The following is a 26,556-nucleotide window of genomic DNA, read 5'->3' as shown; positions in this document are numbered from 1 at the left end:
TCAGCGGCCCGAACAGTTCCGGCACCGATACGTCGAAGGTGTACGGCGTCTTCTGCACGATGCGATCGCCGGCGCCCCAGGGATACTCCGACAGACCCCATCGGATCCGGTTCAGCACGGAGGCGTGGGAGACGGTCACACCCTTGGGTCGGCCCGTCGAACCCGACGTGAACAAGGTGTAGAGCGCGTGATCAACCTGCAACGGCGCGATCCGGTCGGCGTCGGTTACCGGCTCGACCGCGGCGTCGACCTCGTCCTCGCTGTCGACGACCACCACTCGCACCGCATCACCGAGACCGACAACCGGGGGCGGCACGGTTCCGGGGGCGACCAGGACCACGCCCACGCCGGCGGTTTCGACCATGTACGACACACGTTCGGACGGCGCCCCGGTGTCGATGGGCACGTACTGCCCGCCGGCCACGACGACGGCGTGGACGGCGACGATCATCTCCACCGAACGATCGATGCACACACCGACGGCCACGTCCGGTCCCACGCCATGCGCGATCAACCGGCGGGCGAGGGTGTTCACGCGGGCGCCGAACTCGGCATACGTGACGGTCCGTCCCTCGAACGTGAGCGCGGTCGTCGTCGGCGAGATCGTCACCTGTGCGGCAACGGCATCCCCGATCGGTTGCTCCACGACGTCGACCGTCGCCCCCGCCGACCACTGAGCCATCTGCCGTCGATCGGCGTCGGAGGTCATGGACACGTCGCCGACCAGCACGCCGGCGTCGGCGGTGAGCCCCCGGAGCAACTCGACGAATCGGTGCGCCAGCGTCTCGGCAGTTGATGCGTCGAACAGGTCGGTCGCGTAGATCAGGGTGCCGGTCCAGGGCAGGCCGGCCTCGGCGGCCGACAACCCGAGCGTGACATCGACCTGTGCCGGCACCACCGGGGGCGCCAGCGGTTCGATCGTCACACCGGCGTACTCCGCACCCGGGAGTCCCGCCGCAGCGGACCCGGTGAGCCCGGGCAGCGCCGACTGGTCGAGGGTCAACTGGACCTGGGCGAGCGGCGCGAATGCCTCCGAACGAACCGGGTTGATCCGCTCGACGAGTGTCTCGAACGGGACGTCCGCGTGGGCGAACGCGTCGAGATCGATCTGTCGGACCTGGTCGAGCAGCGACTCGAAGGTCTGGTCCGCCCGATAGCCGGTGCGCAACACCAGCGTGTTGACGAACATGCCGACCAGCGGATCGAGAACCCGCTGGCCCCGGCCGGCGATCGGTGTCGCGATCGCGATGTCGTCGGTCGCCGACAGGCGTGCCAGGAGCACCGCCAGTCCCGCGTGGACAACCATGAACGGGGTGACCCCGTGACGGGCGGCCACCGCGACGATCTGGTCGGCCACCGCGGCCGGGACCTCGAAGCCGATGCGATCGCCGCGTTGCGACGCGACCGCCGGGCGCGGACGGTCGGTCGGGAGGTCGAGCACGTCCGGCAGCCCGGAGAGGCGCTCGAGCCAGTAGGCCAGCTGCCGGCCGACAACCGATTCCGGGTCGTCGGGCGACCCCAGGACCGAGTGCTGCCATAGGGCGAAGTCGGCGAACTGCACTTCGAGCGGGGTGAACCGCGGGGACTCGCCTGCGATGCGCGCCGCGTAGGCGGTGATCACGTCGGTCACCAGCGGCGCCATCGACTCGCCGTCGGAGGCGATGTGATGGACGACGAGGGCGAAGACGTGTTCATCGGGCCCGGATTGCCACAGGCGGGCCCGCAGGGGCCACTGTGCGGCCACGTCGAATCCGCGGGCCACGTCGACCTCGAGTTCGTCGAAGGTCTCCGAGACGGCCCAGTCCAGTCGGGTCGCGATCTCGGCGACATCGTGGATGCGCTGGACCGGAACACCCGAATTCGACGGGAACGTGGTTCGCAGGACCTCGTGCCGGATGACCACATCGGTGATCGCCGCTGCCAGGGCGGTGGTGTCCAGGGCACCGGACACCTTCAGGATCGCCGGGATGTTGTACACCGGCGACGAGGGGTCGAACTGGTTGATGAACCACATTCGCTGCTGCGCGAACGACAGCGGGATCCGTTCCGGCCGTGGCGAGACCGCCACGATGGGCGCCAGACCCGCACCGCTGTCGGCCACCGCCGACGCCAGATCGCGCACGCTGGGCGCGTCGAAGAGATCTCGCACCGAGATGTCGAGATCGAGGACGTCACCGACCCGCGCGGCCAGGCGCATCGCCGACAACGAGTTGCCGCCGAGATCGAAGAAGTTGTCGGTGATGCTCACCTGGTCGACACCGAGTACCTCGGCGAACGCCTCGGCGATCATCTCCTCGGCCGGAGTCGATGGGCCGACGTACTCACCCGAGGAGAACTCCGGCGCGGGCAGCGCCTTGCGATCCAGCTTGCCCGCGCTGTTGAGCGTTACCTCCGACAGCACCACCCACACCGTCGGACGCATGTACTCCGGCAGCGCTTGTGCCACCGTGGCCCGGACACCGTCGAGATCGACCGTCCGACCCGACGCACCTGCGACATAGCCGACGAGGTGTTGACCGCCGTGCGGCGACTCGGCGACCGTGGCGGCCGCGTGCACCACACCGGGTGCCGAGGCGATGACGGCCTCGATCTCGCCGAGCTCGATGCGCTGACCGCGCAGCTTGACCTGGAAGTCCGTGCGGCCCAGGTATTCCAGGACACCGTCGCGGCGTCGGCGGACGAGGTCACCGGTGCGGTACAACCGTGCCCCGGGCTCACCGTACGGATCGGCGACGAAACGCTCGGAGGTGAGATCGGGACGTGCAGCGTAGCCGCGCGCCAGCTGCACACCACCCAGATACAGTTCACCCGGCACCCCGGCGGGCACCCGGGACAGACGTCCGTCGAGTACCACGGCCGACGAATTCCACACCGGCACACCGATGGCCACCGAGGACGCCCCGGCCTCGACCGTGTGGATCGCCTCATAGGTGATCTCGACCGCGGCCTCGGTCGGTCCATAGAGGTTGTAGAACAGCACGTCCGGCATCCACTCGCGCACCTGTGCGGCGACCGACGGCGGCAACGCCTCACCGGTCGTCGACACGATGCGGACGGTGTCCATGGCGCGCACGCGGTCCTCACCGGCGACCTCGAGGAACACCGCGAGCATCGAGGGCACGAAGTGGATCATCGTCGATCGCGTACGGATGGTCTCCTCGGCGACGTACACCGGGTCGAGGTGGCCGTCGGCCTTCAGCACCACCATCGTGGCGCCGACCATCAACGGCGCGAACAGCTCCGGGACCGAGACGTCGAAGGTGTACGGGGTCTTGAGGACCACGCGGTCCGAGGCGTCGATCGGGAGTTCGTCCAGCCCCCACCACAGCCGGTTCAGTACCGCCGCATGGGAGAGGGTGACGCCCTTCGGGCGACCGGTCGAGCCCGACGTGAACAAGGTGTAGATGGCGTCGTCGGGCCGGATGGCGCGGACGCGTTCCGCGTCCGAGACCGGTGGCGTCGACAGGTCGGCATCGTCGCCGAGCTCGACGGAGATGACCCCCACGCGGTCGCCGAGTCCGGCGACGGCTGCGGGCGTCTCACCCGGTCCGACCAGAACCACGGCCACCCCGGCGGTGTCGACCATGTACTCCACACGGTCCAGCGGCGCCGCGGTGTCGAACGGAACGTACTGACCGCCCGCCACGACCACGGCATGGATGGCCACCACCATCTCCACCGAGCGCGGAATGCAGAGTCCAACCGCGACATCGGGACCGACGCCCAGCCCGATCAGCGTGCGGGCCAACGTGTTCACGCGTGCCGAGAACTCGGCGTAGTCGAGGATGCGGTCACCGAACAGCAGTGCGGGCGCCTCGGGCGTCCGGTCCGCCTGCGCGGCCACAGCGTCGGCGACCGAGTCGAATCCCGGAAGCTCGCGCGCTGGTCCCCACTCGCACCGGGACTCCTCGGCCACCTCCGCGGCGGTCACGACCGGCGCATCGCCGACCGCCCGGCCCGGGAACGAGGTCAGGTCGTCGATCAGACGGCTGAACCGCTGCGCGAACTCGGCGATCGTCGCCTCGTCGAACAGGTCGGTGGCGTAGATGATCGACAGATCCCAGTCCTCGCCCTCGGCACGTGAGCCGACCGTGACCCAGAGGTCGGTCTGTGCCGACACCGGGATCTCGCCGTACGGTTGGACCGCGAGCTCACCGGAGTCGACGGCGACCGTGTCGGCCGAGGCGGCCGGATCGAAGGACAACATCACCTGGGCCAACGGCGAAAACGCTTCGGAGCGCACCGGATTCAGCCGGTCCACCAGTGTCTCGAACGGGATGTCGGCGTGCGCGAACGCGTCCAGGTCGGTGATGCGGACGTCGGCGAGCAGCTCCTCGAACGGCTGTGCGCCGTCCACCTGCGACCGCAGGACCAGCGTGTTGACGAACATGCCGACGAGCGGATCGAGCACCGCTGCGCCGCGACCGGCGATCGGGGTCCCGACAGCGATGTCGTCGGTGGCCGAGAGCCGGGACAACAGCACCGCCAGCGCCGCGTGGACCACCATGAACGGGGTGACGTCGGCGGCACGCGCAACCTCGGCGATCCGGGCGGCGGTCTTCCCCGGGATCCGTGCGCTGATGGTTGCCCCACGGCCGGATGCGACCGCCGGACGAGGCCGGTCCGCGGGGAGTTCGAGAACGTCGGGCAGACCGGCGAGCTGGTCCATCCAGTAGCCCAGCTGCCGACCGACGATCGAATCGGGATCGTCGGCGGAGCCGAGGTTGGCGTGCTGCCAGATCGCGAAGTCGGCGAACTGCACAGCGAGCGGGACGTATTCGGGTTCGGTTCCCGCCGACCGCGCAGAGTAGGCGGACACCAGATCGGTCACGAGCGGCGCCATCGACTCGCCGTCGGCGCCGATGTGGTGCAGCACGATCGCGAGGACGTACTCGTTCTCAGCGACCGGCCACAACCGGACGCGGATGGGCCACTGCACCTGGACGTCGAATCCGTCGGAGGCCGCTGCGATCAGGGCGTCCTGGGAATCGACGATCTGCCAGTCGAGTTCGTCCTCCACGGACGACGCGGAGTGGACGAGCTGGTACGGAATTCCCTCGGCGGCAGGGAACGTGGTGCGCAGGACCTCATGGCGGACCACGACATCGACCACTGCCTGTCTCAGCGCCTCGACATCCACCCGGCCCGACAGACGGAGCACGGTGGGCAGGTTGTGGCCGGCCTCACCGGGTTCGAAGCGGTTGATGAACCACAGACGTTGCTGTGCGAAGGACAGCGGAATCCGCTCGGGGCGCGGCGACACCGCCACCACCGGCGGGAGATTCGTCCCGCGGCCGGACACCGCGAACACCAGGTCGCGCACGGAGGGTGCCTCGAACACGTCGCGGACCGAGACCTCGGCGTCCAACGCATCGGCGACCCGCGATGCCAGCCGTGTCGCCGACAGCGAGTTGCCGCCCAGATCGAAGAAGCTCGTGGTCACACCGATCTCGTCGAGGCCGAGGACCTCGGCGAAGACCTGTGCGACGGTCGCCTCTTCGGGGGTTTCCGGGGCGATGATCTCGTCGACGACCGCCCCCGCGTCCGGGATCGGCAAGGCGTCCCGGTCGAGTTTGCCGTTGGCCGTCAACGGCAGCGCATCGATGACGATGATCTGGTCAGGAACCATGTACGCGGGGACCGAACGCCCGGCGATCCGACGTACCTCGCCGGCGTCGACGGAATCCTCCGCGACGCCCGCATCCATGACCAGGTAGCCGATGAGTTGTTCACCGCGACCGGGGATCTCGATGACCCGCGTGGCCGCGGCGCTCACGCCGGGCGCCGCCAGCAGCGCCGCCTCGATCTCACCGAATTCGATGCGGTAGCCGCGCAACTGGACCTGGGCGTCGCTGCGGCCGAGGTACTCGATGTCCCCGTCGACGCGGCGGGCGAGGTCGCCGGTGCGGTACATCCGGGTGCCGGGTTCGCCGTAGGGCGATGCCACGAAGCGGGTCGCCGACAGGCCTGCGCGCTTCAGGTAGCTCTGTGCCAGCTGTCCGCCGGTCACGTACATCTCGCCGACCACACCCTCGGGCACCGGGCGCAGTCGCTCGTCGAGCACATGGATCGCCAGGGACGACAACGGACGGCCGATGAAGCTAGCGTCGTCGGCGGCCACCGACGACGGGTCGAGCGGCCGGAAGCTGACGTGCACCGTCGTCTCGGTGATGCCATACATGTTGACCAGCTGCGTGGTCTCGACCGGATGATCGTCGAACCAGCGGCGGACCTGCTCGAAACTGAGCGCCTCACCGCCGAAGACGATGTAGCGCAACGCAAGCGGCACCTGTCGACGTCGGCGTGCCTCGGCCAGCTGATAGAACGCCGACGGGGTCTGACTCAGCACCGTCACCTGCTCGCGGGCGAGGAGATCCAGGAACTCCTCCGGCGCGCGCGCCAGATCCCGGTCGACCAGGATCAGCCGGGCACCGGTCAGCAGCGGACCCCACAGCTCCCACACCGAGAAGTCGAAGGCATAGCTGTGGAACAGCGTCCACACGTCGGTCTCACGGAGATCGAAATCGCCTGCGGCGGTGTCCATCAGGGTCACCACATCGCGATGGGTGACCTCGACGCCCTTCGGGCGGCCGGTCGACCCCGACGTGTAGATCACATAGGCGCGCGAATCCGGATGGATCGCCGCCGTCGCCGGCGACGCGCCTGCGCCCTCACGTGCGAGGTCGTCGACCGTCACCACCGGGGTGGAGCCCAACCTGGTCCACAGTTCGAAGTCGGCGGTGGTCTGGTCGATGACGACCGCCGACGGCGCGGCGTCCTCGACGATGAACTGCAGTCGTTCCACCGGATTCGTCGTGTCCAGCGGGAGATAACCCGCACCGCAACGCAGCACACCGAGGATCGAGCTCACCAGGTCGACCGACCTCGACGGTGCAACGGCGACCAGGTCGCCCGGGCGCACGCCGCGCGACTGCAGCGCCGCGGCGATCGCCGCCGACCGCGCATCCAGTTCCGCGTAATCCACCGTCGTCGCGGTGTCGGTGACCGCCGGACGGTCGGCGAACGCGGCGACGCTGCGCGCGAACAACTCTGCCAGCGACGACTCGCTGTTCACGGTCCGGGCGACCGGCGGGACCAGGTTCCGGCGGTAGTCCTCGTCGTCGAGCAGAGTGATCGATCCGACCTGGACCGACGGATCGGCGACCAGCGCCGAGAGGATCCGCACCAGGGATTCGGCGTAGATCCTGACCTGGCGATCGCCGAAGGCGGCCGGCAGGTACTTGAGCTTGAGCTCGAGCTGGTCGCCGACGACGCCGGTGACCAGGTTCAGCGGGTAATGGGTCGAGTCGCTGGCCTGCAGGTCGGCGATGCCGATCCCGCCGGCGTCGGCTCCCTGCTTGAGCGACTGTGCGTCCACCGGATACGACTCGTGGACGGCCAGGGTGTCGAACAGCTGACCGCGTCCGACGAGGCCGGTGAGCTCCGGCAGTCCCAGGTGCTGGTGGTCGAGGACCTTGACCTTCGATTGCTGAAGCGCCGACAACACCTGAGCGGCAGAGGCATTCGGGTCGACATCGGCGACCGCGGGGAGGGTGTTGATGAACAGGCCGACCATCGTCTCGACACCGTCGAGATCGGCCGGACGTCCTGACACGGTCTCGCCGAACGTCACCACGCGCTGGCCGGTGATGCGCGACAACAAGACCGCCCACGCGAACTGCATCACGGTCGACACGGTGACGCCGGTCGATCGCGTCAGATCGTCGATGGCCGCGGTCAATTCGGGCGACAGCATCGTACTTGCGTCTCGCGGCAGCTGATCGGTGGTCGCCTCGCGTCCGCCGCCGACGAGCGTCGGCTCGGTCACGATGTCGAGGACCGAACGCCAGGCAGCAAGACCTGCTTCGGTGTCCGAGGCCGCGATGTGACGGAGATAGTCGAAGTAGTCGCCATCGGCACCCGAAGATGCCGCCACGGTTCCCGTGTAGGTCTGTCCGGTCGCGTACAGCGCGAACAGATCGGCGAGGATGAGCGGACTCGACCAGCCGTCGATCAGGATGTGATGACTGGTGACCACCAGCGTCGACGTCCCACCTCGGCGCACGAGCACGAACCGCATGAGCGGGCCGGCTTCGAGATCGAACGGCTTTCCCCGCTCGGCGGCGGCGACGGAATCGACGCCGTCGGCTGCCGAGGTATCGAGATCAACCATCTGCCAAGGGATCTCGACGCGCTCCGGAACCACGGCGACGACCTCGCCGCTCAGGACCCGGACGAAGCTGGATCGCAGCACCCGATGGTGTGCGAACACCCCGCGCACGGCGTCGGCCAGCCGTTCGGCGTCCACGTCGCCCCGCAGGGTGAGGATGGCCTGGGCGGTGTAGACGTCCACTGCACCGGCGTCGCGACCGGCGGTGGCGAGTTCGGCCTGGAACTGGAGGCCGCGCTGTAGCGGCGACAGCGGCCAGACATCCGCGCCGGGATACCGGCGCGCGAGCTCGTCGAGGTCGTCTTGGGTGACGCGCGCACCGACCACGTCGGACGGCGACAGTCCTGGATCGCCGACGTGCTCGACCTCGGCGACCACTGCGCCGAGCTCGTCATGCCAGCGTCGGGCGAGGTCGGCGACCGCGTCGGTGTCGAGGACGCCCCGTGGGAAGGTGAAGCCCGCAACGAACTCACGTCCCTGCTCCGACACGGTGGTGCCGGCATTGATGCTCAGGACGTTGGGCACCACCATCGCTCCGGAGACGGTGCCGGGCAGTCGCGGTGCCGCCGGGTCGGGCAGGAACGAGAGTCCCTCGTCGCCGAGTCCGTCGGCGCCACCGGCGACGTTGCCGAGGTAGTTGAAGCCGATGCTCGGCAGCGGTCGGCGGGACAACTCGGTGCCTGCGTAGCGCAGCAGCCCGTATCCGATGCCGCTGTCCGGCTGTCCGAGACGTTCTTCCTTGGCAGCCTTCACCGTCGCGATGGCGGTGTCGTGCACCTCGATCGCGACCGGGGCGATGGTGGTGAACCAGCCGATCGTGCGCGAGAGGTCGACCGAGCGGGCGTCCGGACCGTGCAGCAGCGCTTCCTCGTAGCGGCCGTGCCCCTCGAGCATGATGGTGACCGGCTGTTCGTCCGCGATGCCGCGAGCGTTCTGCCAGGAACGCACGGCGCGGGCGAGCGCGGCGACGAGTGCGTCGTTGACGTTGCCACGGAATGCGGTCGGCACGCTGGTCAGCAGGGCCTCGGTGATGGTGGCGTCAACGGTGTGGACGACGGTCTCGGTGGTCGACATACGATCGCGCGCTCGATCCACCTCTCCCCCGAGAACGGTGACCTCGCGCGGCGAGCGTGCCAGCCAGTAGCCGAGTTCGTCCGCGCGTTCGCCGCGCCGGGACTCCAGCGCCGCGGCAAAGGCACGTGCCGAGGTGGCCTCGGGGCGCAACTCATAGGGCGTGCCACTGGCGCGTTGCGCCCACGCCGTGATGAGGTCCTCGATGACGACGCGCCACGAGACCGCGTCGACACCGAGATGGTGGATCACCACGACGAGCCGCTGACGACCGTCCGGATCGGTGACCAGAACAGCCGAAACCAGTTGTCCGCGAGTAGGATCGAGGCGCGACGACGCCTCCTCGAACGCCTCGACGACGAAGTCGTCGAAGCCCTGCTCGCCGATCCGGACCACGCTGGCGAGTGCGCTCACCGCACCAGGGTCGAGCGGGGCGGCAGCAGTGCGCATCGACCAGTCACCCGGTTCGGCGCCGGCCTCGACGGCCGCGCCGAGCATCGGATGAGCGTCGACGAGGACGCCGAGGATCTCGGCCGCGGCGTCGACGGTGAGCTCATCCGGTGCGGTGAGCACCATCGACTGGGAGAAGTCGGCGAAGTCCTCGATCCGGTCGGTGAGTTCGAGCGCCCAGGACACGACGGGCGGGACGACCATCGGCCCGGCGACGCCACCGGGCAGTTCCTCGAGCGGAGGGACGCGGTCGGCCCGGGTGCTGACGGCGCGGGCGATGCCCCGAACTGTCTTGTGCTCGAAGATGTCTCGCGGTGAGACCTCGATGCCTGCCGCACGGGCGGCCGACGCCACCTGGATCGACATGATCGAGTCGCCGCCGAGGGCGAAGAACGAGTCGGTGACGCTGACACGTTCGAGTCCGAGGAGTCCCGCGATGATCGCCGCGAGTTGCTGCTCGCCCGGAGTCTCAGGGGCCACGTGGTCGGATTCGACCTCGATGGTGGGTGCGGGAAGTGCACCCCGGTCGAGCTTGCCGACGGGGGTCAACGGAAGCCCATCGAGCACGACGATGCTCGCCGGCACCATGAACAACGGCAGGCGTGCGCCCAGATGTTCACGCAGGGCGTCGATCTCGACGTCGGCGGATAGCACGACATACGCCGCGAGGGCCGCGACGACCGACTGGCCGCTCGACGCGAGCTCACCGTCGGGGCCCACGCCGATCACGACCGCGGAGGAGACCGCAGGGTGGTCGGTCAGTGCGGATTCGATCTCGCCGAGCTCGATGCGGAGACCGCGGAGCTTGATCTGATCGTCGCTGCGGCCGACGTAGTCCACCGACAGCTCGCCGCCCGGGTCGACGACCCAGCGCACGACGTCACCGGTGCGGTACATCCGCGCGCCCGGCGCACCGAACGGATTGGCGACGAAACGTTCGGCGGTGAGGCCCGGACGATGGAGGTAGCCCTGCGCGAGTGCGGGCCCACTGATGTACAGCTCGCCGGCTACTCCGACCGGGACCGTGTGCAGCCGCGCGTCGAGGACGACGAGGTCGACACCGTCGATGGGGCCGCCGATGAGGACCGGCTCCTCGGGACGCATCGGCTCGGCGATGGTGACACCGATCGTGGTCTCGGTGGGACCGTAGAGGTTCTGGAAACGGAGCAGCGGAGCCCAGCGGTCGCGGAGCGCGTCCGGGACCGCCTCGCCGCCTGCGTAGACGGTGTACAGGTCGGGCAGCTCGGCCGGTTCGAGTGAGGCCAGGACCGTCGGCGTGAGGAAGGTGTGCGTGATGCGCTGCTCACGCATGAACTCCTGCAGCGGCGGACCGGCGACCGCGTCGCGAGGGCGGTAGACGACCGCCGCACCCGCGGTGAAGGCGAGCAGGTACTCGAGCACGAACGCGTCGAAGCTCGGCGAGGCGAAACCTAGGACCCGAGAAGCCTCGTGGGCACCGGACCGCTTGACTGCTTCGACCCCGAAATTGGCCAGACCGCCGTGGGTGACCGAGACACCCTTCGGGAGTCCGGTGGAGCCGGAGGTGTAGATGACGTAAGCGGTGTCGGAGACCTCGGCGCGCGCACCGAGTTCGGCGTCGGACAGTTTCGAATCCGGCTGCTGCGCAACGGCTTCGGCCGTCTCGGCGGCGTCGAGGTAAACCCACTCCCCACCGAAGGCGGAGACGTCGGCGTCACCGGAGAGCGTGAGGCCGATGCGGGCACCGGAGTCGCTCATCATGTGGTTGACGCGGTCGGCCGGGTAGTCCGGGTCGATCGGCACATAGCCGGCCCCGGTCTTGACCACGGCCCAGATCGCGACCATCAGATCCACCGAACGTGGGATCACCAGCGCGACGAGCGTGCCGCATCCGATCCCCTGCGCCACGAGCTGCCGTGCGAGACGGTTGGAATCGGCGTCGATCTCGCGGTAGGTCAGCGAGCGGCCGGGGTCGGCGACCGCCAGGTTGTCGGCGAAGCGAACGGCCGCCGCGCCGAAGAGATCGGCGAGCGGAACAGCCGGGGTCGCGGGTACACGTCCGACCGGCGCGAGAGCGGCCCGCTCGGTCTGCTCGAGCAGATCGACGTCACCGACGGGCAGATCCACGTCGGAGACGAGTTCGTGCAGCAGCTGCGCATACCGCGACATCATGCGTTCGACGGTCGACGCGTCGAACAGGTCGAGGGCGTAGTTGACGCGCCCGGTCCAGGCGCCGCCGCGCCCACCGCGCAGACCGACGGTGAGGTCGACCTTGGCGGAGGTCTCCGGGGTCTCGACCAGCTCGACTGCGAGATCGTCGATGTCGGCGAGGAGCTGGGACGGCTCGGTCACCTCGGGGTCGAAGGTCAGCAACACCTGGGCGAGCGGGGCGAAGGCCTCCGAGCGCACCGGCGCGACCGCGTCGACGACGGCCTCGAACGGCGCGTCGGCGTGGGCGAAGGCGTTCAGGTCCACCGCGCGTACGGCGTCGAGCAGGTCCGCGAACCGCGTCGCGGGATCGACCGCGGTACGCAGGACCAGGGTGTTGACGAACATGCCGACGAGCGGGTCGAGTGCCGCGTCTCCGCGGCCCGCGATCGGGGTGCCGATCGCGATGTCGTCGGAGGCCGACAGCCGCGCGAACAGCACCGCGAGGGCCGCGTGGACCACCATGAACTCGGTGACCCCTCGTTCGGACGCCACCTGTCGGACGAGGTCGACTGTCGCCGCGGGGATCTCGAAGTCGACCTCGGCGCCGCGCATCGACGCGACACCGGGCCGGGGACGATCGGCGGGAAGGTTGAGTACGTCCGGAAGCCCGGCGAGCTGGTTGCGCCAGTAGTCGAGCTGCGCCGACACCCGCGATTCGGCGTCCGAGGCCAGCCCGAGCTCGCGGCGCTGCCAGAGCGCGACGTCGGCGAACTGCACGTCGAGATCGGCGAACTGTGGTGCGCGGCCCTGCGACCGCGCGACGTAGGCGGTGACGACGTCGGTCACCAGCGGACGCATGGACTCGCCGTCGCCGGCGATGTGGTGCAGAACGATCAGGACGACGTGTTCGAGATCGTCGACCCGGTGCACACGCACCCGAAGGGGTCGCGTCACTGCGACGTCGAAACCCTGTGCGGCGGCGGCAAACAGCTCGGACTCGTCGTCTACGACCGCCCAGTCCAGTTCCGCGCCGGCACTCGCGGCTTCGCCGATGATCTGACGCGGTCCCCCGTCGAACGACGGAAATACGGTGCGCAGGATCTCCTGTCGCTCAACGAGATCGACCATCGCGGCACGCAGGGCGGCCAGGTCGAGCTTGCCGCGCAGGCGCAGCGCGATCGGGATGTTGTAGGCCGGGGAAAGTGGGTCGAACTGGTTGATGAACCAGATCCGCTGCTGCGCATAGGACAGCGGGATCTCGTCGGGGCGCGGGCGAACGGCGGTGACCGGCGGCAGGCCGGGGACCCGTCCGGCGACGCGTCCGGCGAGTTCACGGACACTCGGGGCGTCGAACAGGTCGCGCACACCGACCTCGACGCCGAGGGCCGCTCCCACTCGGGCGGCGACGCGCATGGCGGCCAGGGAGTTGCCGCCAAGGTCGAAGAAGGACTCCACCACGGAGACCTCGTCGACTCCGAGAACCTCGGCCACCACCGCGGCGATGGTCCGTTCGGCCGGGGTCGCCGGTTCGACGATCTCGGCCTCGGTGAGAGTCGGCGCGGGAAGGGCGAGACGGTCGATCTTGCCCGACGCGTTGCGCGGCAGATCGTCGAGGACCACCCACAGACTCGGGCGCAGATGCGCCAGAAGACGTTCGGTCGCGTAGGCCTTGACCGCATCGACGTCCGGGGTCGTGCCGGGATGACCCACGAGATAGGCGACGAGCGCGTCACCGACGGGCGTCGCGCTGACCGCGGCGACGGCCTGGACCACGCCGGGCGCAGCGCCGAGGACGGCCTCGACCTCGCCGAGCTCGATGCGCTGGCCGTGGATCTTCACCTGGAAGTCGCTGCGGCCGAGGTACTCGATCTCGCCACCGGCGTTCCAGCGGGCGAGGTCACCGGTGCGGTACAGACGTGCACCGCTGGTGCCCTGGGGATCCGCGACGAAAGACGCGGCGGTCAGACCGGGCGCCGCGGCGTACCCGCGGGCGGTCTGCGGACCGGACAGGTACAGCTCACCTGCGACACGGGGAGGAACCGGCCGCAACCTCGAATCGAGGATCCGCACCGTGACACCGGGAGCGGGACGTCCGATGGTGACGACCTCGACCGGCTCGACGTAGGTACGGACCGTCGCGTCGACGGTCGTCTCGGTGGGACCGTACTGGTTGACAATCGTCGCCTGCGGTGCCGCGGCGAGGGTCTGCTGGGTGAGCGCGGGGGTGAGTGCCTCACCACCGGTGAAGATCTGGCGAACCGACTGCAGAGATGCCGCGGCGTCGAAGTTCTCGTCGAGGAAGACCGCGAGGAGCGACGGGACGAACTGGACGCTGGTCACCTCCTCGTCGGCGATGATCCGGGCCAGGTGCACGGGATCACGGTGACCGTCTGGGGCGGCGAGCACGGCACGCGCGCCGGAGGCGAACGGCCAGAACAACTCCCACACCGATGCGTCAAAGGTGGAGGGGGTCTTCACGAGTACGCGTTCGCCGGCGGGGTCACCGAGGTGTCCGGTGAACCAGGACAGCATCGCGGCCAGGCCGCGGTGAGTGACCGTGACGCCCTTGGGGCGCCCCGTCGAGCCGGAGGTGAACAGGGTGTATACGGGATTGTCCGGGTGCAGTGGAGCGAGACGCCGCGAGTCGTCGACGGGCGGTAGATCCGCCGCCGCGAGGGCTTCTACGTCGATGGGGACGACGGCCACCTCGGTGCCGAGTCCGGCGATGACGCCAGGTGTCTCGCCGGCCACGACGACGAACTTCGCACCCGACATCGCCAGCTGGTGCCGGACTATGTCGGCGGGTGCCTCGGGATCGATCGGCACGTGATGTCCACCGGCGAGCACGGCGCCGTGGACGGCGATGAGCATCTCCAGCGAACGCGGGATGCACACCGCAACCGCGACCTCGGGTTCGACGCCGTAGCCGATCAGCTCTGTTGCGAAGGCGTTGGCCAGGGCGCCGTATCCGGCAAATGTGAGCTCGCGACCATCGGCACGCACTGCGATCCGGGATGCGTTGGCGGCGAACGACTCCGAGAGAGCATCGGCGACGGTACGCGCCGGGGCGGGGAGTTCCGCACCGCCGGTCCAGGATGCGATCTGCTCGGACTCCGCGTGGGTGAGCAGATGAGTGTCACCGATGACCGCGTCCGGATCGGCGGTCAGCTCGTCGAGGACGCGGACGAACCGGTCGGCGAAGGCGCGGACGGACTCCGCGTCGTAGATGTCGGTGGCGTAGACCACCGAACCCGTCCAGTTCTCGCCGGTATCGGCGATGCCGACGGTGAGATCGACCTTCGCCGCGATGTCCTCGGGCTCCACCGGCGTGACCTGGAGTCCGCCGGTCTCCCCCACCGTCAGTGTCCGGGAGGCGAGTTCGGCGATCGCGGACTGGTCGAAGGACAGCCAGACCTGCGCGAGCGGCGCGTACGCCTCGCTGCGGACCGGGTTGACCTCGTCAACGACGGCCTCGAATGGGATATCGGCGTTGTCGAATGCGTCGAGGTCGACTCGGCGCACCTGATCGAGTAGCTGGCCGAAGGTCTGCCGCGCATCGACTTCGGTGCGCAGGATCAGCGTGTTGACGAACATGCCGACCATCGGGTCGAGAATCGACTGACCACGACCGGCGATCGGGGTCCCGACATTGATGTCCTCGGTGGCCGACAGTTTGCTCAGCAGAACGGTCAGTGCGGCGTGCGCGACCATGAACGGGCTGGCACCGCGCTCGCGGGCCAGTCGCGCGACACGCTCGGAGACGTCTTGCGGCACAACGAACTCGATCCGCGCACCACGCTGGGAGGCGACCGCCGGACGCGGGCGGTCGGCAGGGAGATCGAGGACATCCGGGGCACCGTCGAGCTGACTAGCCCAGTACTGCAACTGGGCGCCGATCATGGACGTCTCGTCGGACGCCGAGCCGAGCACCTCGCGCTGCCAGATCGCGACGTCGGCCATCTGGACCGGGAGGGGTTCGAACCGTGGCTCGGCACCGTCGAGCCGCGCGGTGTACGCGGTGACGAGATCGGTGACGAGCGGGGCGAGCGATTCGCCGTCACAGGCGATGTGGTGGGCCACCAGGCCCAACACCGTCTCGGATTCCGACAGCCGTGCCAGGCCCACCCGGACCGGCAGTTCCTCGACGAGGTCGAAGCCGGTGAGCATCAGCTCCGGCAGTTCGTCCTCCGAGACCGTCCGCCAGTCGAGCATCCCTTCTGCCGCCGCCGTGTCGTGTACCAGCTGCCGGGCGTCGCCGTCGATCTCCGGATAGGTCGTCCGCAGCACCTCGTGACGTGCCATGACGTCCAGGAGTGCACGGCGCAGCGCGTCGGTGTCGACGTCGCCGGACAGCCGGAGCACCATCGGGATGTTGTAGGCCGGCGAGGCCGGGTCGAACCGATTGATGAACCACATCCGTTGCTGAGCAAGGGAAAGCGGAATTCGAACGGGACGATCGGACACCGGCTCGATCGGCGGCAGGGCCGGCTTCTTGGAGGCGGTCGCCTCGGCGAGGTCACGGACGGTCGGCGCGTCGAACAGATCACGGACGGTCAGGTCGACGCCGAGCGTCTCGGTCGCACGACCGACGATGCGAGCGGCGAGCAGCGAGTTGCCGCCGACGTCGAACACCGACTCGACAACACTGATGTCCTCGAGTCCCAGGACGTCGACGAAGATGTCCTTGAGCGCGATCTCGGTGTCGTTCGCCGGAGCGACGAACTCCGTTGTCGCAGCGAGTCGGGGACGAGGCAGCGACTTGCGGTCGAGCTTGCCGTTCTGGGTGAGCGGGAGTCGTTCGAGCGACACGACCACGTCGGGGATCATGTACTCCGGGACGGCAGCGGCGACACTCCGGCGAACCGACTGCTCGTCGATCTCGACGCCGGGTTCGGCGACGACGTAGCCTGCCAGGATCTCGCCGCGCTCGGGCAGCTCGACCACATGAGCCGCCGCGGCTGCGATGCCGTCGACGCCGAGGAGCGCTGCCTCGATCTCGCCGTATTCGATGCGGAAACCGCGCAGCTGCACCTGCGCATCGCCGCGACCGAGGTACTCGATGTCGTCGCCGACGCGCCGGGCCAGGTCGCCGGTCCGGTACATGCGGCTGCCGGCGCCGCCGGCGTCGGCGAACGGGTTGGCCACGAAGCGGATCGCACTGAGTCCGTAGCGCTCACGGTAGCCCTGTGCGAGCTGGTCACCGGTCACGTAGATCTCACCGATGACGCCCTCGGGTACCGGCCGCAACCGGGAGTCGAGGATGTGGATCTCGAGGTCGGACAGCGGACGGCCGATGAACGACGCGTCCCCCGCCGAGACGGACGCACGATCGAGCGGTCGGTAACTCACGTGCACCGTGGTCTCGGTGATGCCGTACATGTTGACCAGCTGGGCGCCGTCGTCCGGATTGTCGTCGAACCAGCGCCGTACCTGCTCGAAACTCAGTGCCTCACCACCGAATACGACATACCGGAGCCCGAGCTCGGCGCGCCGGCGACGCTGCGCGGCGACGAGCTGGTAGAAGGCCGATGGCGTCTGGCTGAGCACGGTGACCCGACGGTCGACGAGCAGTTCCAGGAAGGCGTCGGGATCGCGGGTCGTGTCCTGGTCGACCACGATGACCTGGCCGCCGGTGATCAGGGGGCCCCAGAGCTCCCAGACGGAGAAGTCGAAGGCGTAGCTGTGGAAGAGAGTCCACACGTCGGTCTCACCAAAGCTGAACTCCTCGGCCGCCGCCTTCATCAGGGCGACGACCTCGTGGTGGGACACCACGACACCCTTGGGCCTGCCCGTGGACCCAGATGTGTAGATCAGGTAGGCGGGCAGACGATCGTCCAGAATCGGGGGTTCTTCCGCGTCCGCTCGAGAAGCCCCGGCACCGGCGGCGATCACGTCGTCGGGTCCCGCGAATCGGGTGTCGATCTCGGCCCACGTCCCTGCGAGGTCTGCGTCGGCGAGCACCAGTAGCGGTTGCGCGTCATCGACGATCGACGCGACACGGGCTACCGGCTGCGTGCGGTCCAGCGGGAGGTAGGCCGCGCCCGTCTTGAGGATGGCGAGCAAGGCGACGACCAAGTCGGTCTGCCGCGACAGCGCGACGCCGACGAGTTCACCCGGAGCAGCACCCGCCGCGCGCAGACCCTGTGCGAGCTCGTCGGTACGGCGATCGAGCTCACGATAGGTCAGGGTCGTACCGGTGGAATCACTGACGGCCGGCCGGTCGCCGTGGCGCGCGACGGCCGAACGGAACAGCCCGGGCAGCGATCCGAGATCGCGGCTCCCGATCAACTCGAGCGCGCGGGCCCGCATGTCGGTGATGGCCCGGCGCGTGGCATCGGCGATGTCGGACGGCGACCGCCCGGCGGCGGCCTCGGTCTGGGTGACACCAGCGCCCACGGCGGCCTCGGTGTCGAGACCCTGGGCGGCGAAGATGGCGGCCGTCGCCGAGACACGGCCGTAGAGCTCACCGAAGGTGATAGGACCCGCCGCGGACTCATAGGCAGTCCGAGTGGACGCGACGCCGGCCGCGAAAGCGATCAGGTGAAGTGTCGAAGGCCGCGAGCCCCAGGTGAGAGAGATGTCAGAGGCTGTTGAGTCGACATCGGTCACGTCTGGGTCATTCCTTCTGTTGGCGGGACGGCATCGGTGCCGTGGGTACCACTTCGTGTAAAGGACTCGATCGCGGCGGCCGCGTTGGTCCTCAGTTCGGCGAGCACGTCGCCGAGCGAATCCGGCGAGGACGCCGCCAGTCCGGGCATGAGACTCATCAGGGCGGTGGCCAGTGCCGAATCCGGATCCGGCAGCGCGGCAGCCATCGCATCACTCATCGAGGACAGCACGGCGAAGGTCACCTCGGTCCCGCTGTGGGTGGCTGCGACGGCGTCGGGCGCGGCGATCGCGGCACGGGCGACCAGGTCTGGTAACGCGGCGGCGACCTGGTCTTCCGGCCGCGAGGCCGCCGCGGATTCCTCGGCGGTCGCGATGGCGATGTCGCCGACCAGCACCTGGGGGTTCTCCGAGACCTCCTCGAGGACCCGCAGATAGCGCCGTGCATAGGTTTCGACGGTGCCCTTGGTGAAGACATCAGCCGCGTAGATCAACTGGCCCGTCATAGAATCAGTGTCCTTTACTGCAGGTGCGCCGAAGTCGTCGGGATACAACGTGAGCTGCAAGTCCACCTTGGCTGGGGTCAGCTGCTCGGATATCGGCGCGATCGTCATGTCGTGCATGTCGAGCCTGGGGATGGTGAAGTTCTGGTAGGCGAACATCACCTGATAGATCGGGTTGTAGCTGGTCGGGGGCGAATGAAGAACAGATGACACAATAGTATCGAACGCGATTTCGGCGTTCGCCATGTCCGCCAGGTCCTCGTCTCGAACACGGTGTAGGAGCTCGGCGAACTTCTCCTCGTCCTGAAGGCGCGTACGCAGGGCCAACGTGTTCACGAACATGCCGATCACACCGTCGAGTTCGGGCTGGCCGCGTCCGGCAAACGGAGTACCGATCACGATGTCGCGCTGAGTGGTGAGACGACTCAGGAGGACCACCAGTGCGGTCTGCATCACCATGAACAGGGTGGCGTTGTTGTGGCGGGCGACGGTGTCGAGTTTGCGGACCAGCGCCCCGTCGATCTCGAAGCGCACCTCGTCCCCCACGAAGGACGGTGTGCGGGGACGGGCGTGGTCCGTCGGTAGCTCGAGCCGGGCGGGCGCGTTTCGCAGGCGGTCGACCCAGTAGGCCAGCTGCCGCTCGGCTTCGGTGGTGTCATCGGGACCTTTGACCCCGAGCGACTCCAACTGCCAGAGCGTGTAATCGAGGTACTGGACCTCGAGCGGTGCCCAGCCGGGGCGCTGCCCTGCCACGCGCGCCGAGTACGCCGTCATCACGTCGCCGGCCAGCGGCAGCATCGACGCGCCGTCGGCGGAGATGTGGTGGACGACGAACACCAGGATGTGCTCCTCGTCGGTCAACCGGAGCAGCACCATCCGCAACGGCGGCGCGGCGGTCACGTCGAATCCGCGACCGGTGAATTCGGCGATCACCGGTATCGGGTCGCCCTCGACGTCGACGACACGTCGCTCGAGCAACTCGAGGGCTGCGCCGGCTTCGAGAACCACCTGCATGGGTTCACCGCCGACTAGCGGGTATTTGGTCCGCAGCGACTCGTGACGTTCGACGAGGTCCTCGATCGCCGCCCGGATCGCCGTCGTGTCGAGCCGCCCGGACAGACGCAGGGCCATCGCCACGTTGTACGCGGGCGAGTCGGGATCGGCGCGGTTGATCAGCCACATACCCCGCTGGACCGGTGACAACGGCGCGGTGTGGCCGCCAGACCGTGGCGCGAGCCGGGGCCGGCGAGACGGTGCGCCGTGTTCGGCGAACGCGGCCATCTGACGGACGGACGGGGCGTCGAAGACCGCGACGACCGGGATCTCGACCCGGAGTTCCGACGACAACCGCGCAGCCACCTTGGTGGCGGACAGCGAGTTGCCGCCAAGGTCGAAGAACGATTCGGTGACGCTGATCTGATCCACGCCGAGGACATCGGCGAAGACGTCGGCGATCGCGTGTTCGGTGTCGGTGGCCGGGGGCACGAACTCGGCGGCCTCGATCACCGGCTCCGGCAACGCCTTGCGGTCGACCTTGCCCGCGGAGTTCAGCGGCATCTGTGCCAGCGGCATCCAGATCGTCGGCACCATGTACTCCGGCACCAACCCGGTCAGATGAGCTTGCGCGACATCCGGTTCCACGGTGTCGGGCGAGTAATAGGCGACCAGACTCTGACCGGCCCGGAGGTCGGCCACGGTCGCAGCCGCATGCACGATGGCCGGAACCGACATGAGGGCGGCCTCGATCTCGCCGAGCTCCAGACGCTGACCGCGCAACTTGACCTGGAAGTCGTTGCGCCCGAGGTACTCGATACCGCCCGCAGAGTTCCACCTCACCAGGTCGCCCGTGCGGTAGAGCCGGTCGCCGGGTTCGCCGGAGGGGTCCGCGACGAAGCGCTCGGCGGTCAGCCGGCCCTGGGCCGCGTAGCCGCGCGCGAGTTGCACGCCGCCGAGATACAGCTCGCCCGGGACGCCGATGGGCACGGGACGCAGGTGAGAGTCGAGGATCCGGGTGGTCGTGTTCCACACGGGCCGCCCGATCGGGACCGTGGTCTCCCCCGGCGCGACGGTGTGTTCGGTGACGTCGACCGCGGCCTCGGTGGGCCCGTAGAGGTTGTGGAGTCCGATCTCGGGGAGCGCCGCGATCACGGCCTGCGCGGTCGTCACCGTCAGCGCCTCACCCGAGGTGAACATGAGTCGCAGCGTCGTGAGGTCCGCGAGGCCGTCGCCGAGGACGTCGACGAACGTCGACAGCATCGACGGAACGAAGTGAACCGTGGTGACCCGGTGCCGGTCGATGAGGTCGGCCAGGTATCGGGGATCGCCGTGCCGCCCGGGTTCGGCGATCACGAGTCGAGCGCCGGTCATCAACGGCCAGAACAGTTCCCACACCGAGACGTCGAAGGTGACCGGCGTCTTCTGGAGTACCGTGTCCGCCGCTGACAGCGGATGTCCGTCGTGCATCCAGGCCAACCGGTTCACCAGCGCCTCGTGCGAGACCGTCACCCCCTTGGGCCGACCGGTGGAGCCCGAGGTGAAGAGCGTGTAGACGGCATGGTCGGGACGCAGGACTCCCGGGCGTTCGGACGCGGAGAGCGGTGGGGTCGACGGGTCGACATCGGCGTCGGCGTCCACGGTCACGACGTTCACCCGGTTGCCGAGGTCGGCCACCATCGACGGGAGTATCCCGGGACCGACGACGATCACCTCTGCCCCGGCGGTCTCCACCATGTACTCACCGCGCTCGATCGGTGCCTCGGTGTCGATCGGGACATAGTGACCACCCGCCGCGGCGATCGCATGGATGGCCACGAGCAACTCCACCGAGCGCGGAACACACACCGCGACTGCGACATCCGGGCCGACACCGGCAGAGATCAACGAACGGGCGAGGACCGCGACGCGGGCGCCGAACTCGCCGTAGGTCACCGTCCGGTCACCGAAGACCAGAGCGGGCGCATCCGGCGCGGCGCGGACCTGATCGGCCACGGCGTCCGGGATCAATTGCGGCGACACCTCGACCGACGGGCCGACCGACCACTCCTCGACGCGGGCCAGTTCACTCGCGGGGAAACGGAACACGTCGGCGACCCGCGCCGAGGCGGTGGCCTCCTGTGAGCCGGCCAAGGCATCGAGAACCTCGTGGAAGTAGCGGGCGAATCGTTCGATCGTCGTGCGGTCGAAGAGATCCTCGGCGTAGGTGAAAGCGATGGAGATCTGATCAGCGTGCGGCCCGGTGTCGCCGTAATCGACGACACTCAGCGAGAGGTCGTATTTGGCGAAGGGGGTTCGCGCGTCGATCACATCGAGCTCGGACTCGGTGTTCAGCAGCTGCACCACCTGGTCGTGCTGGAGGACCAGTTCGACCTGGAACAGCGGTGAATGCGATCGGGACCGGCGGGCCCCCACCGCGTCGACCACCAACTCGAACGGGACGTCGGCATTGCTGAGCGCCTGAGCGCGCGTGTGGTGAGCCGAGTGGAGCAGATCGGCGACGGTCGCATCCGGATCGATCCGGGTCCGCAGCACCACGGTGTTCACGAACATGCCGATGAGGTCGGCGAGCTCCGGTTCGTCACGGCCCGCGATGGCGGTCCCCACGGCGATGTCCCGGGTGTCGGAGACCCGAGACAGGAGGAGCGCGAGCGCGGCGTGGAAGACCGCGAAGATGGTCACCTCGGTTTCGGCCGCGACAGCGCGGAGCCGGGCCACCGTCCCGGCGTCGAGCCAGGTGTCGAGGTGACCGCCTGCTCCGGTGGGGACGGTCGGCCGCGGCCGGTCCGCCGGCAGGCTGATCAGTTCCGGCATGCCGCGTAGTTCGTTGCGCCAGAAGGAGATCTGCTGCCCGGCAACCGACGACTCATCGCGTTCGTCACCGAGCAGCGCACGCTGCCACAGCGTGAAGTCGGCGTACTGCACGGGCAGCGCGGACCACACCGGTTCGACGCCGTGGGCGCGCGCGAAGTAGGCGGACAGCACATCCTTGATGAGCGGTCCGAGAGACGCACCGTCGCTGATGATGTGGTGCATGACGAGCACCAGCACATGGTCGGGGTCACCGTGCTCGTCGGTCGTCCGGAGCAGCCGTACACGGAGGGGATAGTCGACGGCGAGATCAAAGCCCGTCGAGGACAACTCGTGGACCGTCGACTCGACCGCCGCCCGGTCGACGTCATCGACCCCGAACAGGCCGGCGGCAACGGCCTCTTCGACCGGGTGGATCAGCTGGAAGGTCTCGCCGTCGTGGTCGGGGAACGTGGTGCGCAGCGGTTCGTGGCGGGCGACGACGTCGTTGATCGCCGCGGACAGCGCCGCGGCGTCGACGTCGGCTCCGAGGCGCACGGCACCGGGCACGTTGTAGGCACCGCTGCCGGGGTCGAGCCGGTTGATGAACCAGACACGATTCTGCGGATACGACAACGGGATTCGGTCCGGCCGAGGCATCGGCGCCAACTGGGGAACCTGCGCGGCGGCACCCTCCAGCGGTTTGGCCGCGGCGATCAGCGTGCCGACGTCACGGCTTTCGAAGATGTCGGTGAGGCTCACCCCGACCCCGCCGACCGTCCGCAACCGCGATGCCAGGCGGGCGGCGACCAGGGAGTCGGCCCCGAGCGTGAAGATGTTGTCCCGCAGGCCGATCCGATCGACCTCGAGGAGTTCCTCGATCAGCGCGACGACCTTGACCTCGAGGGGGGTCGACGGCGGGACGTAAGGCGTGTCCTCGTTGCGGCCGACGACCGGGGTCGGCAGCGCCTTGCGGTCCAGCTTGCCCGAACTGTTGACCGGGAACTGGTCGAGCACGACCACCGCGGCCGGCACCATGTGCGACGGCAGGCGTCGGCGGCACCACTCGAGCGCGTCCGCGTCCTCGACACCGTCGGCCCCTGCGGTGAGGTAGGCGACCAGCGTGGGCGCGGTCGACAGATCCGTGCGTGCGACCACCACGGCACCCTCGACCGCGGGCATCTGGCCCAGGACGGCCTCGATCTCACCCAGCTCGACGCGCTGGCCACGGATCTTGACCTGGAAGTCGGACCGGCCCAGGTATTCCAGCTCTCCGTAGGGGCTCCACCGCACGAGGTCACCGGTGCGGTACATGCGGCGGCCGGGTTTGGCGGAGTACGGGTTGGCAACGAACCGCGAGGCGGTCAGCTCGGAGCGGCGTACATACCCCGACGCCAACTGGCAACCGGCGAGGTACAGCTCTCCGGCCACTCCCTTGGGAACCGGACGTAGCGCCGGATCGAGTACGTAGACATCGGAATTGACCACCGGGGTACCGATGGGGACGGTGTGGGCGGAAGCGGTGACGACGTGCTCGGTAATGTCCACCGCGGCCTCGGTGGGTCCATAGAGGTTCACCAGCTTGGCATCGGACTGTTCGAGGACCCGATCGGCGAGCTGGCGTCCGAGGGCTTCGCCCGAGGCGAAGATCTGCCGGACCGAGTCTCCGAACGCGCGCGTACGACCGGCTGCGTGGGCTACGTCGACGTAGGCGTGCAGCATCGAGGGGACGAAGTGGACCACACTGATCCGGTGGCGGTCGATGAGTTCCGCGAGATAGTCGGGATCACGGTGCCCGCCGGGTTCCGCGATCACCATTGATGCGCCGATCTGCAACGGCCACAACAGTTCCCAAACAGACACGTCGAATGTGAAGGGCGTCTTGTAGAGCACCGCGTCAACTGGGGAGATCGGGTGGTTGCGCTGCATCCACGCCAGACGGTTGATGATCGCCGCGTTGCGCACCTCGACACCCTTGGGCGTGCCGGTGGAACCGGAGGTGAAGATGACGTAGGCCGGGGTGTCCGTCACCGTCGGGCGCGACACCGCGCCGTCCGACCTGCCCGGGATCCCCAGTCGGGCATCGAATCCGACCTGCCGCAGGTATTCGTCGTCGATCACCAGGGCCGGCCGGGCCGTGTCGACGATGTGCCACCGCCGGTCGTCGGGTTGAGTCGGGTCGACCGGTACGTAGGCAGCGCCGACAGTCATCACCGCGTAGATCGAACTCACCTGTGCGACACCGCGGTCGAGCGCGACGACAACCCGATCCCCGGGGCGTACGCCGTCGGCGGTCAGCTGGTGGGCCAGCTGGTTGCGCAACGCATCGAAGTCACGGTAGGTCCACTGCTGGTCCCCGTAGACCAACGCCGTCGCGTCAGGTGACTCGAGGGCGCGGGCCGTGAAGGCGTCGAGCACGTGCCCATCCAGGGGCCAGTCCTGGCTCTCCCCCGTACCCATCCGGAGAAGCGCTGTGCCCTCGCCGGGCAGCAGCAATTCGATGTCGGTGACGCAGGCATCCACATCGTCGATGAAGCGCCGTAGAAACGCCAGGAAATGGCGGTGGTGCGCGGCCATCTGCGCCGAGCTGTACAGATGAGGGTTGCCGTGCAGGTCGACGACCAGGGGCGCATCCGGACTCGATTGGTACAGATTGATCAGCAGGTCCTCGAGAATGCCCGAGGTGAGGATCCGGTACTCCATCGTGGTGCCGTCGATCGCGACCTGATCGTCGAAGAACACCATGTTGATGGTCGGGCCGAAGGAGACCGAACTCCCGTCGAGACCCGCGTCCCGGCGGATGTCGTCGGAGCGGTACCGCTGGTGGCGCAATGCGCCCGTCAGTTCCAACTGCGCGGATCGAATGAGGTCCCGGCCCGACTGCTGTGAGACGTCACGCAACCGGATCGGGAGGACGTTGGACAGCATGCCGCCGGCAGCCTTGATCTTCGCGGTCGATCGACCGGTCACCGGCAGGCTCATGACGATGTCGTCGGTGCCGGCCATGCGGGACAGAAAGGCACCGAAAGCGGCCGTGAGCACCACCGCGATCGAACTGTTCAGGTCCGTCGCGAGGTCCTCGAGTTGCGCTTGCAGAGCAGGTGCGAGCTCGTCTCCGACGACGACGTTGTCGAAGGACAACGGCGCAGAGGGGACGGAGGTCGACAAAGTGACGCGCTCGGGAAGGTCGGCGACCCGACTCAGCCAGTGCTCGCGGTCGGTATCGCGACGCGAGCTGGTGCGGTAGGCGTCCTCGTAGGCGACGATCTCGGCCATCGCGGCCGGCAGCTTGTCATGTGGCTGTTCGCCGCGTCGCAGCGCGTTGTAGCGATCGACGGTTCGCCGCATGATGGACAACGCGGCGTACCCGTCGATGATGATGTGGTGCGCACGGTTGTACCAGAACGTACGATCATCGGCGACCTTGATGATGGTGATGACGATGAGCTGATCGGTCAGCAGATCGACGGGGCGACGGTACTCCTGTCGCATCCAGGCCATGGCCGCGGCCTCGGGGTCGGATTCGTGGCGAAGGTCCAGGGTGTCGACCTGCTGGTCGAAGTCCAGATCGACGAACTGGACCGGAACTCCGTCGACCTCGGCCAGACGGACGTACGGCGACTCGACGAGCTTGCCGACCTCGACGCAACACCGCGCCAACAGGTCGTGGTCGAGTCCGCCGGGTTCGTGACGGATGTCCACGTATTGGGCGATGTTGACCGAGTAGTCCGTTGACAGGGTCTCGGCAAACCACATGCCGCGCTGCGCCGCGGTGAGCGGAAGGACCTGAGCGGTCTCGTCCACTTCACCCGACGTATTCGCACGGTACTCGGCGATTGCCAC

The 26,556-nt window shown here is 68.5% G+C and carries 2 protein-coding genes (1 of these 2 only partly in view); both read right to left on the bottom strand.

What is annotated here, in order from left to right; translation table 11 throughout:
• On the bottom strand, positions 1–18,430 hold the beginning of the coding sequence (locus C5O27_RS09160) for a non-ribosomal peptide synthase/polyketide synthase (RefSeq protein WP_127962551.1). 21,548 nt of this gene lie to the left of the window's left edge; only the first 18,430 of its 39,978 coding nucleotides appear in the window; it begins with the start codon at positions 18,428–18,430; the stop codon falls past the left edge of the window.
• Positions 18,427–26,556 (bottom strand): amino acid adenylation domain-containing protein, encoded by an 8,130-nt coding sequence (locus C5O27_RS09155; RefSeq protein ID WP_127962550.1) that lies wholly within the window; start codon positions 26,554–26,556, stop codon positions 18,427–18,429. Before C5O27_RS09155 ends, C5O27_RS09160 begins: the two co-directional genes overlap by 4 nt.

It is taken from the genome of Gordonia alkanivorans (assembly GCF_004011905.1).
Lineage (GTDB): Bacteria > Actinomycetota > Actinomycetes > Mycobacteriales > Mycobacteriaceae > Gordonia > Gordonia alkanivorans.
The sequence above is the reverse complement of the archived record's forward strand: the minus strand, read 5'-3'. Positions and strand labels throughout refer to the sequence as shown.